13 protein-coding genes are annotated in these 13,168 nt (G+C 58.0%); 6 read left to right on the top strand and 7 right to left on the bottom strand.

Translation table 11 applies throughout. The features are described 5' to 3' along the window. Positions 1-12: 12 nt before the first annotated feature. A complete protein-coding gene (gudD, locus tag JFT86_RS17030) occupies positions 13-1,356 on the top strand; it encodes a glucarate dehydratase (protein ID WP_201237568.1) in 1,344 nt (447 codons plus the stop codon). A gap of 130 nt (positions 1,357-1,486) precedes the next feature. Here gudD and JFT86_RS17025 read toward each other — a convergent pair whose 3' ends face one another. Next, on the bottom strand, positions 1,487-2,359 hold the full coding sequence (locus JFT86_RS17025) for a LysR family transcriptional regulator (RefSeq protein WP_201237567.1): 873 nt from the start codon (positions 2,357-2,359) through the stop codon (positions 1,487-1,489). A gap of 160 nt (positions 2,360-2,519) precedes the next feature. Between JFT86_RS17025 and ampC the strand changes: the two genes are divergently transcribed. Beyond that, positions 2,520-3,686: a class C beta-lactamase gene (gene ampC, locus JFT86_RS17020; protein WP_201237566.1), complete on the top strand. Its 1,167-nt coding sequence runs from the start codon at positions 2,520-2,522 to the stop codon at positions 3,684-3,686. 99 nt (positions 3,687-3,785) lie between these two features. Here ampC and JFT86_RS17015 read toward each other — a convergent pair whose 3' ends face one another. Continuing rightward, positions 3,786-4,052, bottom strand: coding sequence for a hypothetical protein (locus JFT86_RS17015; RefSeq protein ID WP_201233059.1), 267 nt, complete (start codon positions 4,050-4,052; stop codon positions 3,786-3,788). A 16-nt stretch (positions 4,053-4,068) separates the two neighbouring features. Next, positions 4,069-4,398 (bottom strand): DUF6124 family protein, encoded by a 330-nt coding sequence (locus JFT86_RS17010; protein ID WP_201233060.1) that lies wholly within the window; start codon positions 4,396-4,398, stop codon positions 4,069-4,071. A 488-nt stretch (positions 4,399-4,886) separates the two neighbouring features. Here JFT86_RS17010 and JFT86_RS17005 point away from each other — a divergent pair, with 488 nt between their 5' ends. After that, a complete protein-coding gene (locus JFT86_RS17005; protein ID WP_201237565.1) occupies positions 4,887-6,251 on the top strand; it encodes an AAA family ATPase in 1,365 nt (454 codons plus the stop codon). Continuing rightward, entirely contained in the window at positions 6,244-6,864 is a 621-nt protein-coding gene (locus JFT86_RS17000; RefSeq protein ID WP_201233062.1) for a retron system putative HNH endonuclease, read from the top strand. Before JFT86_RS17005 ends, JFT86_RS17000 begins: the two co-directional genes overlap by 8 nt. A 186-nt stretch (positions 6,865-7,050) precedes the next feature. Here JFT86_RS17000 and JFT86_RS16995 read toward each other — a convergent pair whose 3' ends face one another. Continuing rightward, a complete protein-coding gene (locus tag JFT86_RS16995) occupies positions 7,051-7,617 on the bottom strand; it encodes a DUF4174 domain-containing protein (protein ID WP_201237564.1) in 567 nt (188 codons plus the stop codon). Between the two features lie 208 nt (positions 7,618-7,825). Here JFT86_RS16995 and JFT86_RS16990 point away from each other — a divergent pair, with 208 nt between their 5' ends. Further along, positions 7,826-8,290 (top strand): GNAT family N-acetyltransferase, encoded by a 465-nt coding sequence (locus JFT86_RS16990; RefSeq protein ID WP_201237563.1) that lies wholly within the window; start codon positions 7,826-7,828, stop codon positions 8,288-8,290. Between the two features lie 71 nt (positions 8,291-8,361). Here the strand turns inward: JFT86_RS16990 and JFT86_RS16985 are convergent, their stop codons facing one another. The 3 genes from JFT86_RS16985 to JFT86_RS16975 all read right to left on the bottom strand — a co-directional run bounded on the left by JFT86_RS16985 (position 8,362) and on the right by JFT86_RS16975 (position 11,565). Then, positions 8,362-9,147 carry a sulfite exporter TauE/SafE family protein gene (locus JFT86_RS16985; RefSeq protein ID WP_007918673.1) on the bottom strand — a complete coding sequence of 262 codons (786 nt, stop codon included), beginning with the start codon at positions 9,145-9,147 and terminating at the stop codon, positions 8,362-8,364. 229 nt (positions 9,148-9,376) lie between these two features. Then, the gene (locus tag JFT86_RS16980) at positions 9,377-10,591 is read right to left on the bottom strand and encodes an MFS transporter (RefSeq protein ID WP_201237562.1); all 1,215 of its coding nucleotides are present in this window, start codon (positions 10,589-10,591) and stop codon (positions 9,377-9,379) included. A gap of 224 nt (positions 10,592-10,815) precedes the next feature. Continuing rightward, positions 10,816-11,565, bottom strand: a complete 750-nt coding sequence (locus JFT86_RS16975; RefSeq protein ID WP_201237561.1) for a hypothetical protein — start codon at positions 11,563-11,565, stop codon at positions 10,816-10,818. 343 nt (positions 11,566-11,908) lie between these two features. Here JFT86_RS16975 and JFT86_RS16970 point away from each other — a divergent pair, with 343 nt between their 5' ends. Beyond that, positions 11,909-13,057 (top strand): aldose epimerase family protein, encoded by a 1,149-nt coding sequence (locus tag JFT86_RS16970; protein ID WP_095121167.1) that lies wholly within the window; start codon positions 11,909-11,911, stop codon positions 13,055-13,057. The last annotated feature ends 111 nt before the right edge of the window (positions 13,058-13,168 follow it).

Raw genomic sequence — 13,168 nt, 5'->3', positions numbered from 1 at the left:
GGATAAAAACAAATGAACGCACACGACACCGCCAAAGCCCCGATCATCACCGACATGCAAGTCGTCCCCGTCGCCGGTCACGACGGCATGCTGCTCAATCTCAGCGGCGCCCACGGACCTTTCTTCACCCGCAACATTGTCATTCTCAAGGACAACGCCGGCCACACCGGCGTCGGCGAAGTGCCCGGTGGCGAACGCATTCGCCAGACACTGGAAGACGCACGCGGCCTGGTGATCGGCAGCCCGATCGGCACCTACCAGAAGATCCTCAATCAAGTGCGCCAGACCTTCGCCGACCGCGACGCCGGCGGCCGTGGCCTGCAAACCTTCGACCTGCGCATCACCATTCACGCGGTCACCGGCCTCGAAGCCGCCCTGCTCGACCTGCTCGGCCAGCACCTCGACGTACCGGTCGCGGCGCTGCTCGGCGAAGGTCAGCAACGCGATGAAGTGAAGATGCTCGGCTATCTGTTTTATGTCGGCGATCAGCGCGAAACCGACCTCGCTTACCGCAGTGAGCCGGATGCCGACAATGACTGGTTTCGCCTGCGGCACGAGAAGGCCATGAACGCCGAGTCCGTGGTACGCCTGGCGGAAGCCGCGCATGCGAAGTACGGTTTCAAGGACTTCAAACTCAAGGGCGGCGTACTCAGCGGCGATGCCGAAATCGAAGCGGTGACGGCGCTCTCCGAGCGCTTCCCCGACGCTCGCATCACCCTCGACCCGAACGGTGCCTGGTCACTGAAAGAAGCGATTCGTCTGTGCCGTGACCAGCATCATGTGCTGGCTTACGCGGAAGACCCGTGCGGTGCGGAAAACGGTTATTCCGGCCGCGAAGTGATGGCCGAGTTTCGCCGTGCCACCGGTCTGAAAACCGCCACCAACATGATCGCCACCGACTGGCGCGAGATGGGTCACGCGATCCAGTTGCAGTCCGTCGACATCCCGTTGGCCGACCCGCACTTCTGGACCATGCAGGGATCCGTGCGCGTGGCGCAGATGTGCCATGAGTGGGGCCTGACCTGGGGCTCGCACTCCAACAACCACTTCGATATTTCCCTGGCGATGTTCACCCATGTCGCTGCGGCCGCACCGGGTGAAATTACCGCCATCGATACCCACTGGATCTGGCAGGACGGCCAGCGCCTGACCAAGGCACCGCTGCAAATCATCGACGGTTGCGTGCAGGTCCCGCAGAAACCGGGGCTGGGCGTCGAACTGGACATGGACCAGTTGGCCAAGGCGCATGAGCGGTATAAAGGCATGGGCCTCGGCGCGCGGGATGACAGCGTGGCCATGCAGTTTTTGATTCCCGGGTGGAAGTTCGATAACAAGCGACCGTGCCTGGTGCGCTGATCATCATTTTAATCCACCACCGTCCCCTGTAGGAGTGAGCCTGCTCGCGATAGCGGTGTGTCAGTCGATATAAATGTTGAATGACACACCGCTATCGCGAGCAGGCTCACTCCTACAGGGGGTATCTATTTCAACCAGAGATTTGTAGCAGCCAGTTTTTGAACGCAAGCATCGCTGCGGTCTCCGGGCGTGACTGCAACCGAGTTAACCAGTAACTCACCGTCGTAATCTCAATCGCAAACGGCTGGCAAATCGCATCCGCCGCCAATTGCCGGGCGAACATTAGCGGCGGCGCCAACGCCACCCCGCTGCCCTGCAACGCCGCTTCCATCATCGCCAGTGACGAGTCGAAGACGATGCTCTGCGGTGGTGCCGCCTGGGTTGCCAGCCCCGCTGCCTGAAACCATTCCGGCCATTCATCGGTGCGATAGGAGCGCAGCAGGTTCTGCTGCAACAGATCCCCCGGCGTGTGCAATTGCCGGGCGATTTCCGGCACGCACAACACCGACAGCGGCGCATCGAGCAAGCGCGTGGCCTCAATGCCATGCCAGGCACCGGCGCCAAACCGGATCGCGTAATCCAGCCCTTCTGCCGCAACGTCGACGCGATTGTTGTTCGTCGACAACCGCAAATCTATGAGCGGATGTTTCGCCCGAAAGTCCGCCAGCCTCGGCAACAACCACCCCACGGCGAACGTGCCGACTGCGCCAACCGTCAACATCTCGCGATATTGTCCACCCGCCAGACGTTCCAGAATCTGCGCGATGTGGTCAAACGAAGTGCTCAACACCGGCAATAAGGTTTCGCCCTCACTGGTCAGCATCAGCCCACGGGGCAGGCGTTTGAACAGGGTCACGTTAAGCTGCGCTTCGAGGCTTTTCACCTGATGACTGACGGCGGCCTGGGTGACGCACAACTCCACGGCAGCACGGGTGAAGCTCAGATGACGCGCCGATGCTTCGAAGGCGCGCAATGCATTGAGCGGCAATTGAGGTCGAATCATGCCCAGTCCCAAATTTTTCTAATGGCTCATCCGAGTTTTCATCGTTTGTCGATGAATGCCAGACTGCTTAAATTGTCGGCGCTGATCAGCCGCCCAACGTTGAAATTGCCTGCAGTCTAGCGGGATATCACCCTCAACACTCATGGAGAGTGGTTCACTCATGTCTTTCATTATCTCGACCAAAGTCATTTCCCGCAGTGCTTTCGGCCTGTTATTCGGCGCCGCCACGTGCATGGCAGCCCCACAAACCGATGAACAACTGGAAGCGCTGGTCAACGGTGTGGTCACACCGGTGATGCAACAACAGAACATTCCCGGTTTGGCCATCGCACTGACCGTCAACGGCAAGGCGCATTACTTTAACTACGGCGTCGCCGCCAAGGACACCGGGCAGAAAGTCAGCGAAAACACCCTGTTTGAAATCGGTTCGGTGAGCAAAACCTTCACCGCAACCCTCGCCGGTTACGCCCAGGCAACGGGCAAACTGAATCTGTCGACCAAGGCCAGCCAACTCTGGCCGGAACTCAAAGGCAGCGCATTCGACAACGTCAGCGTGCTGCAACTGGGCACCTACAGCGCCGGCGGTTTGCCGCTGCAGTTCCCTGACGCGGCGGACTCCGCGGACAAAATGCTCGGCTACTACCAGCAATGGAAACCGGCTTATCCGCCGGGTAGCCATCGTCTGTATTCCAATCCGAGCCTGGGCCTGTTCGGTTATCTGACGGCAAAAAGTCTCGGCCAGCCATTTGCTCAGGCCATGAACGAAACCCTGCTGCCGCAGCTGGGCCTCAAGCACACCTTTATTCAAGTGCCCGCGTCTGAAGAGCAGCTCTACGCCAAGGGTTATGACAAGAACGACCAACCCGTGCGAGTCAGCCCCGGCGCGCTCGACGCCGAAGCCTATGGCATCAAGACCAGCGCGGCGGACATGCTGCGTTACGTCGAGGCCAACCTGAAACCGGCCAGCCTGCAACAACCGCTGCAAAATGCCATTGCCGCGACCCACACCGGTTACTACAGCGTGGGCGACATGACCCAAGGCCTGGGTTGGGAGCGCTATGCCTACCCAATCAGCCTGAACAAATTGCAGGACGGCAACTCGACGCCGATGGCAATGGAGGCGCACAAGGTCAAATGGGTGAACGCACCGCAGCCGGAACCGGCCAACGTGCTGTACAACAAAACCGGCGCGACCGGTGGCTTTGGCGCGTACGTGGCGTTTGTGCCGTCGAAGGATCTGGGCATCGTGATCCTGGCGAACAAGAATTACCCGAATGCGGAGCGGGTGAAGATCGCGCATGAGATCTTCAGCGCGCTGAAGGACTGAAAATCAAAAGATCGCAGCCTGCGGCAACTCCTACATTGACCGAGTGAAAACCCGATCCTGTAGGAGCTGCCGCAGGCTGCGATCTTTTTGTTTCAGCGCTTAAAGCTGCGCCTGCAACCGCCACCCGATGACATCCATCAGGTCACAACTGTCACGCAACGGAATCGCCAATACCCGGGCGAAATCCTGCAACAGCAAGGCATCGTGTCCCTTGCCCTCCTCCAGCGCCAGGGTTTCCAGCAACTGCGTCACGCAGCGCAAGCGATACGCCGCCGTACCGTGCAACACGTCTACGGGTGCTTCACTGTCGATCAGCAGGCATGGAATCTTGCAGTCGATACCGGTGATGGGGATGTAGCGCGCCATGCTTGAACCTCCGTGTTCAATGTTGAATTGCGGTTTGCACCGGGTCGAGATTGTCCAGTGCGCGATTGACCAGCAACTCGCCGATCACGGCCAATTGCTGGACCGCCAAGGCGAGGCTGCGCTGGGAATCGTCCAGCTTGCAGGCCATGTCGGTGGTCAGGACGTTGAGCGAGGCGAGGGTTTCGCGGGCGTGGGTGAGTAGCGTGGGGGTATCGATATCGGGACGGAGGGTGAAAACGTAGCTGACGGGATCGGGATGATTCGGGTCGCGGAGGCGATTGTTGCGGGAGTCGAAGGATCCTGAATCGGTTAAGGATTCAGGGGGATTCGGAGTGTGTTTTTTCATAAGTGACGACCTCAATATTTTGAAGAAAAAACTGCCGAACTCACTTCCACGAGAGGGTGGCAGCTTTGCGCAGGTGTGGAAGTCCGGGGGAGGTCGTGAGGAACCCGGTGCACTCGAGAGTGCTCCTGCGCATAGCTGCCATAAGCAAACAATGTTGGCATAAAACCTCCAACATGTGTTTACAGGCGCACATACGCTCACAACCATCCCCGGACTTCCACATCCGACCACTGTTTTTTCCAGCGGCCAAAGAAGGTTATCCCCCTGCCCCACAGCGCACCAGTTCACCAACGCCGCCGCGACTTGCAGGAAAAATCCACGGTCGACGCAGGCCTTTGCCTCAGACATTTCTGTAGGAATATGCTGCAACGAATTTTGAGGAACGACTGAATTTGTTGTATCTACACTGCATCGAATCAATCCGCGTCAACGGGTGACATAATGCGCGCCAAAGCCTCTAAACCGACTGACCCTCAAAGGGCGTTGTAATGGAAATACAAGCGTTAATACTGAAAGATGTCGGCCGATTCACCGACTTGAGAATTGTGCTGGCTCCCACCAAGAAACATCACTCGAACGTTACGGTTCTGGTAGGAAATAACGGCGCAGGTAAGACCACCGTTTTAAAGTCGATGGCTACCTTACTGAGCTGGTTGGTTGCCCGAATTCGCAATGAGAAAGGGAGTGGCAACTTTCCTGCTGAGGAAAGCATTCGAAATGGTGCTTCAAGTGCGTTAATCATGCTTGGCGTAACGGACGAAGCACATCTAAGTTCAGATGCGCCTGTCTACGATATTGATATTCCTCCAATGTGGGGAATTGCCAGAACTAGACAAGGACGAAAGAGTACTGCGCATAACGAGCTGTCGGGTATCAGCCGTCTCGCAGACCACTACCGCACCCAGCTCACCGCCAACGACAAAGCCTCCCTCCCCCTGATCGCCTACTACCCGGTCGAACGCTCCGTCCTCGAAATCCCGCTAAAAATCCGCACCAAACACACCTTCGACCAACTCGACGGTTACGACAACTCGCTCAACCGAGGCGTCGACTTCCGTCGTTTCTTCGAATGGTTTCGCGAGCGCGAAGACAGCGAAAACGAGACCGGCATTTCCGACACCGCACTGGCCGAAATCTCCGAGAAATTCGGCACCGACAGCGACGTCTGGAAAACCCTCGCCAATCTGAAAGCCTCCTCCCGCGACCGCCAGTTGACCGCCGTGCGCTCAGCCATCGCCGCATTCATGCCAGGCTTCACCAATCTGCGCGTCCAGCGCAAACCGCGCCTGCACATGGCAATCGACAAGGGCGGCGTCACCCTCAACGTCGCCCAACTCTCCCAAGGCGAGAAATCGATGATGGCGCTGGTCGGTGACATCGCACGGCGCTTGGCGATGATGAACCAGTCGCTGGACAACCCGCTGCACGGCGACGGCATCGTGCTGATCGACGAAGTCGATCTGCACCTGCACCCGAGATGGCAGCGCAGCCTTATCCGACAGTTGAGCGAAACCTTCCCGAACTGCCAGTTCGTCCTTACCACGCACTCGCCGCTGGTGATCAGCGATGCCAAAGATGTGCTGGTTTACGTGCTTAATGACGGTGAAATCCACGAACACAGCGGCTTGTACGGTCTAGATGCCAATCAGGTGCTGTTGGAAGTCATGGACACCGACATCCGCAACAGCGACGTGCAGAAACGCCTCAATCGATTGATGGAATGTTTGCAGGACGGTGAGCTGAAGAAAGCTCAGACGCTTTTCGCCGAGCTTTCCAAGGAGCTTCCCGAGGGGCATATCGAGCTGGCAAAAGCCGCTTTGCTGATCCGCAAACTGGAGTTGCGCAGTGCGTAAGATTCTCAAAGGAACTGAGCCAGCATCGCTGAGCCAATGGAAGGTCAGAAACAACACCGCGACTTATCGCGATTTGCCCGCAGAAGAACGTCAATCCGTTCGCACGGCTTGTATCAATGAACAATTCGGACTCTGCGCTTATTGCTGCCAATCCATCACCGTCGGCGCTGCCCACAACGAACACATCGCCGCGCAGGATCGATTCCCTGCGCGCACCCTGGATTTCAGCAATATCGTTGCCAGTTGCGAAAACCGTCATCACTGTGGGCATGGTCGAAAGACTCAGCCGCTTAAAGTGACGCCGTTCATGGCTGAGTGCGAAACCGAGCTCAAGTTTTACCTGTCCGGACGTGTCGTTGGCAAAACCGACCGTGCCACAGAATCAATCAAGACGCTGAATCTGGGCGATACCGAAGAAAGCAATCGGGGCCTCATCGAAAAACGCAAACGGATGGTCGATGACCTTATCTTTACCGGAGGGCTGCGACCTGACGGACTGGAGGACGAAGATCTCTTGAGCATCCTTCTCGAAGATATGTTGACGCCTCAAAAGGGTCAGCTTCAGCCCTTCTCTCCCGTTTTGGTCAATGTAATCCGCCAGATTCTGCCGTGATGCACCTGGCAGCCGATTGATATTGGCAAAACTTGAAGATCAAAAGATCGCAGCCTGCGGCAACTCCTACATTGACCGAGTGAAAACCCGATCCTGTAGGAGCTGCCGCAGGCTGCGATCTTTTGCAGGCAACAAAAAATGGGCGACCTGTTGAGGTCGCCCATTTTTTTGATTCAGGCCATGCCATCAATCATCCGGCATTTCCGGTGGCTTGGCCGGTTTGGCGGGTTTTGTCGGTTTGGCACCTTTCGTGCCTTTCGAGGCCGGTTCGGTGGCCGCGGGTGTCGTCGCCACGGACGGTGGTGCGATGTCCTTCTCACTCGCTGGCAACGCATCAACGGTGTCGAAGATTTTCTTCAGGTCCACTGACTTCGCTTCGTCCCCCGACGCCGTGAGTTTGGTCTCGCCGTCCTTGCCGACCAGGAACACTTTCGGATAGGCCCCGGCGCCGAGTTTCAGAGAACGCAGCAAGGCCATGGTGTCCTGCTGACCGAGGTCCTTGCCATCGAGTTGGCCGGTCATGTTGAGGATGGTGTAGACCTTGATGTTGCGATCGGCGACGCCCTTCTTGTTCGCCGGATCCTCCAGCGACTTTTTCAGGCCGACCCACACAGGGTCAACGGTGCTTTGCGCGATCACGATCAGCGGTCGGGCACGGCCCATATCTCCGGCAATCGGCGAATCGTTTTCAGCAGCGAACAAGGGGCCGGCAATCGCCAGCAAGAGTGTCAGGGTCATTGACCTGATGAGCATGCGCATCTCCTTTTGATATCCACGCTCTAATGATTGCGCATCGTGGCGATTGTTCCGGGGTTAGCCGGCAAATATGTTTCGCCTTGTCAGAAGCTTAGGTCAGCCCGGACATTGCGCAACCGGATGCGCGCAATCGAGAGGTGGATTTGATTACCTTTCATGAGGGCATTAGGGTGGTCGTTTCGTCGAAGAAATGGAGTTCACCCGCATGCACATCGATTACCTGTGCGATCACCCCGAACTGATAGAAGAACTGGCCGAACTCAACTTCAAGGAATGGGGTGAGTTTCGCCCGGGCGATACCCTTGAAGCGCGCACCGAACGTATGCGCGCGGCGTGCGGCAAGGGCGCGATTCCCAGCGTGGTGGTGGCGATCGAAGACGGCAGGTTGCTCGGTGGCGCACTGCTGATCGACAGTGACATGAAGATTCGCCCGGACCTGACGCCCTGGCTGGCCGGGGTTTATGTGAAAGCCGAGGAGCGTGGACGCGGGATCGCTTCGCAACTGGTCAGGCGGATTGTTGAAGAGGCTGCGGGGCTGGGTGTGCGGGAGTTGTATCTGTACACCGACGCGGCGCAATCGCTGTATGCGCGGCTGGGTTGGGAAGTGGTCGAGGATCTGGTCTACGAAGATTTGCCGGTGACGATCATGAAGTACACCTTTGCTGACTGAGTTAACCCCTGTGGCGAGGGGATTTATCCCCTTACCACAGGTTTTGTTCCGGCTCAGGGATCGAGGCCGGATCAAAACGCCAATTTGTAACCGATCAACACCAGCATCGTCGCCAGGCACGGGCGCAAGACTTCGTCGGAGATGCGTCCGGTCAGGTGGCTGCCGAGCCAGATGCCTGGCAGCGAACCGACCAGCAAAAAGCCCAGCACGCCCCAATCCATGTTGCCCATGCTCGCGTGGCCAAGACCTGCCACCAGCGTCAGTGGCACGGCGTGAGCGATTTCGGTGCCGACCAGACGGCGCGTTGGCAACAGCGGATAGAGGATGAACAGCGCGACCGTGCCCAAGGCGCCAGCCCCGATCGAGGTCAGGGCGACCATGGTGCCGAGGATCAGACCGGTGATCACTGTCATCACGTTCAGCCGCGAACCACTCGGGTTGTAGTTGCCGCCCGCACGTTTGTGAGCGAATTCGAGCAAGCGTTTCTTGAAGAAAATCGCCAGCGCCGTGGCGAACAACACGAAGCCCAACGCCTGCTTGATGATGGCGTTCATCGCGTCCGGCGCGGTGTGCAGGGTGCTGAGAAACCACAGGGTCATGGCCACCGCGGGCACGCTGCCAAGGGTCAGCCAGCCGGTAATGGCCCAGTCGATGTTCTTGTTCTTGCGATGAACCAGCACACCACTGGATTTGGTAATGGCGGCGTAAAGCAGGTCAGTGCCGACTGCCGTTGCCGGGTTGATACCGAACCACAGGAGGATCGGCGTCATCAATGAACCACCGCCGACACCGGTCATGCCGACGATAAACCCCACCACCAGCCCGGCAATCACCAAGCCGAAATTTGCCAATTCCATTAAACCGTCCAGAAAAACGACAGGAAAAATCTGGCCCGCAGCATAGCGATTTTTCTTATAACCACATATATCGATGCGGTCTATCGTTATGCCATATCGCACTCGCAATCGCTTTACTGTAGGAGTGAGCCTGCTCGCGATAGCGGTTTATCAGTGACCGATTCAGTGACTGACACAACGCTATCGCGAGCAGGCTCACTCCTACAGGGGGGATTTGGTGAGGCGCAGATTAGTGCTGGCGACGCCCCGGTTTGAAGCTGTGGGTCTTGTTGATCCACACCGTCGCCAAAGCGATGAGGGACAGAATCAGCAGCGCCCACGGAAACGACATCGCCCCTGCCCGGTCCAGCAACAAGCCGCCAAACAAACCACCGCCGGCAATCGCTACGTTCCAGGAGGTGGTGAGCATCGCCTGCACCACGTCGACATGCTCACCGGCCGAGTCCGCCGCCGAAGTCAGCAGCAAGGTGGCCGAGCCGCCAAACGACAAGCCCCACACCGCCATACAGGCATAAATGAGCAACGGTGACGGCGCAATCAGCGCCAACACCAGTGCCGTCAGTGCAAATACCGCAAGGCTGATCAACGTCAGCCAGCGCAACCAGCGATCCACCAGCAGGCCGATGATCCAGATCCCCACCAGCGAACACAGGCCAAACACCAGCAACACCAGATCGACCCGGTCGGCGAGACCGGCCTGCATCAGAAACGGTGAGATGTAGGTGTAGAGAATGTTGTGCCCGAGCATCCACGTCAGCACCACAAACAACACCGGCCGCACGCCCGGCAGACGCAACGATTCGAGCAATGGCAGACGCTCGTCACTGGCCTGCCCCGGTCGATCCGGCACCGCAATGACGATCCACGCCGCCAGCACCAGAGCCAGCGCCGACATGATCCCGAACGACGCACGCCAGCCGATCAGATTGCCCAGCCACGTCCCCGCCGGTGTGCCCAACGACAGCGCCACCGGGGTGCCGAGCATGGCGATTGCCAGCGCCCGCCCCTGCTGATGCACCGGCACTATCCCGCGCGCATACCCGGCCATGATCCCCCACGACAGCCCCGCCGCCATCCCGGCGAGAAAGCGCGAAGCCAAGGTCAGACCGTAATGGCTGGAAACCGTGGTGATGGTGTTGAACAGCAGAAACCCGCCCACCGTCATCAACAACACCCGCCGCCGAGGCCAGCCGCGCGTGGCCACGGTCAGCGGGATCGCTGCGACTATCGAACCCAGCGCGTACAACGTCACCAGTTGCCCGGCGAGCACTTCGCTGACGTTGAGGCCCGCGCCGATTTGCGGCAGCAGCCCGGCCGGCAGGGTTTCGGTGAGGATGGCGATGAAACCGGTCATGGCGAACGCCAGCAACGCGGCATAAGGCAGTTTGTCCGCACGGGCGGTGCGGTCGACGCGGCTGAAATCGGCGCTTGCGGGGTCGGTCATGACGGGTGCTGCTCCCTTTTGATCAATAGCGGTGACGAATTGTATACAAAAATCGCATTGGCTATTTGATCAATGTGGGAGCGAGCCTGCTCGCGAATGCGCTGGATCAGGCAACACTTCAGCGCCTGAAAGACCGCTTTCGCGAGCAGGCTCGCTCCCACATTGGATCTCTGCGCACCACAAACTCTTGTGCTGCATCGACTTTCATCACCACCCAACTGAACTCACTGCACCGGCAAGAAATTCAGGAACAGCAAACTCTGTGCATAGTTAAGGCCGATCCGCCGGTAACGCTCATCAAGCATCTGCGTGATCAGGTCCAGCCGCGCCACAATTTTGCCGAACTCGGTGGCGAAGCTCAGGTTGCTGCCCTCCTCCGAAATCTCGTTGGAGAACAACAGCGGCTGGCCTTCCTTGTTCTGTCGCTGGGACAAAATCCACGTGGCTTTTTCGATATTTCGTGCAGCGTTGTGCACGAACGTCGGATTGATCGCGTCGGTCATGTAGAACTCGATGCGATTGCCATGGGCGGTCACGAGCATGCTGCCGATCGCATAGATAAATGCGCCGACGCGATCACCGAGAAACTCCGGGCTCATCGCATAGCTGAGCGCAGCCAGATCCTTGCGACCGCCGAGCACCGGTAACGGCTGTTGCTGCTCGATGGCCAGGCGAACCTGCTTCACCGCCGTGTTGATGTTGAGGAAACCGGATTTGCGCAGTTCTTCGGGATTGCGCAGATACAGCTTGCCCATCAAGTGGTAGAGGCTGTTGAGGTTGTCGCGCATCGCCAGCGTCGCCATGCGATCGACGCTGGTCTGCAGAAATTCCTGCGGCTGGCCTTCACGCATCTGATTGAAGAAACCGTTGCCGTCCTGATGGCTGCAACCGCTAAACAGCAGCGACGACAAACACACCAGCAGCAGGCACGGTCGGCGAAAAAACACAGTGATCAGATGAAAAACGCTCGGCATGAATTCTCGAACAGGCACATTCCTGTGCGGCGGGAGTCACCGCATCCTGGCCATGGATAGAGCCGTCGTTTGCGAAAAAGTGCAGTGGTGCGTTTGATCAGCCGACCTTCGGTGATTTACCCATCACAAATTAGTCTTTCTTTATTGTTGAAATAAACGATTAACCAGCTATAAATTTTGACTTAACACAAAAATAGCATGACTAATTACCCTGTAGGAGCTGCCGCAGGCTGCGATCTTTTGACCTTGCCTTTGAAAACCAAAATCAAAAGATCGCAGCCTTCGGCAGCTCCTACATGGGATCGCGCCGTTTCAAAAACAAAAACAAAAAGGAAGGTCAACCATGCTTCAATCCCGTCACCTGCTCTCCGGCCTCGGACTCTCTCTGATGATCGCCACCCTTTCCGCCAACGCGGCGGGCCTCAGCGCCGAACACAAAGCCTTCGGCAAAACCAATGACGGCACGCCCGTCGAGCAATACATCCTGCGCAACAGCCACGGCATGCAAGCGACCGTCATCACCTACGGCGCGACCCTGCAATCGCTGAAAGTGGCGGACAAGCACGGCAAGTTCGACGACGTCGTGCTCGGTTTCGATGATGTGCAGGGCTACCAGAAAGGCACTGCCTACTTCGGCGCGACCATCGGCCGTTTCGGCAATCGCCTCGCCGAAGGTGCATTCGAACTCGACGGCAAGCGCTATCAAGTGCCGCAGAACGACAAGACCAACGCGCTGCACGGCGGCACGCTGGGCTTCGATAAAAAGGTCTGGAAGGCACAAGAAACCAAAGACAAGGACTCAGTCGGCGTGACCCTGACGTATCTGTCGGCGGATGGTGAAATGGGCTTCCCCGGCAACCTCACCACCGAAGTGACCTATCGCCTCACCGACAACAACGAGTTGCGCATCGACTACAAGGCCAGCACCGACAAACCGACCGTGCTCAACCTGACCAACCACAGCTACTTCAACCTCGCCGGCGCCGGCAATGGCGACATTCTCAAACAGGTCGCCACCCTGCACGCCAGCCATTACACCCCGGTCACCGCCAAATTGATCCCGACCGGCGAACTGGCGCCCGTGGCGGGCACGCCGATGGATTTCAGCAAACCGACGGCGATCGGTACGCACATCAAGGCTGATCATCCGCAGTTGAAATTCGCCGAGCCGAAACAGGGTGGGTTTGATTTCAACTGGGCGCTGGATACCAAGGGTGACATCGGCAAAGTTGCTACTGAGGTGAGTGACCCACAGTCCGGTCGTGTTCTACAGTTGTTTACCACGGAACCGGGGGTGCAGTTCTATACCAGCAACTTCCTCGACGGCACGGTCAAGGGCAAGGGCGGCAAGGTGTATCCGCATTGGGGCGCGTTTACCCTGGAAACGCAGCACTATCCGGACTCACCGAACCAGCCGAACTTCCCGAGTACTCGGCTGGATCCGGGGCAGACTTACAGCCACAGCGTGGTGTTGAAGTTCTCCGCCAAATAAAAGCTGAAGATCAAAAGATCGCAGCCTGCGGCAGCTCCTACAGGGGAAATCCGAACCTGATGCAGGAGCTGCCGCAGGCTGCGATCTTTTTGCTTTTTGAACCCCTGGGCT

The sequence above is a fragment of the Pseudomonas sp. TH06 genome (genome assembly GCF_016651305.1).
Taxonomy (GTDB): domain Bacteria; phylum Pseudomonadota; class Gammaproteobacteria; order Pseudomonadales; family Pseudomonadaceae; genus Aquipseudomonas.
This window is presented reverse-complemented; position numbering and strand designations above follow the sequence as displayed.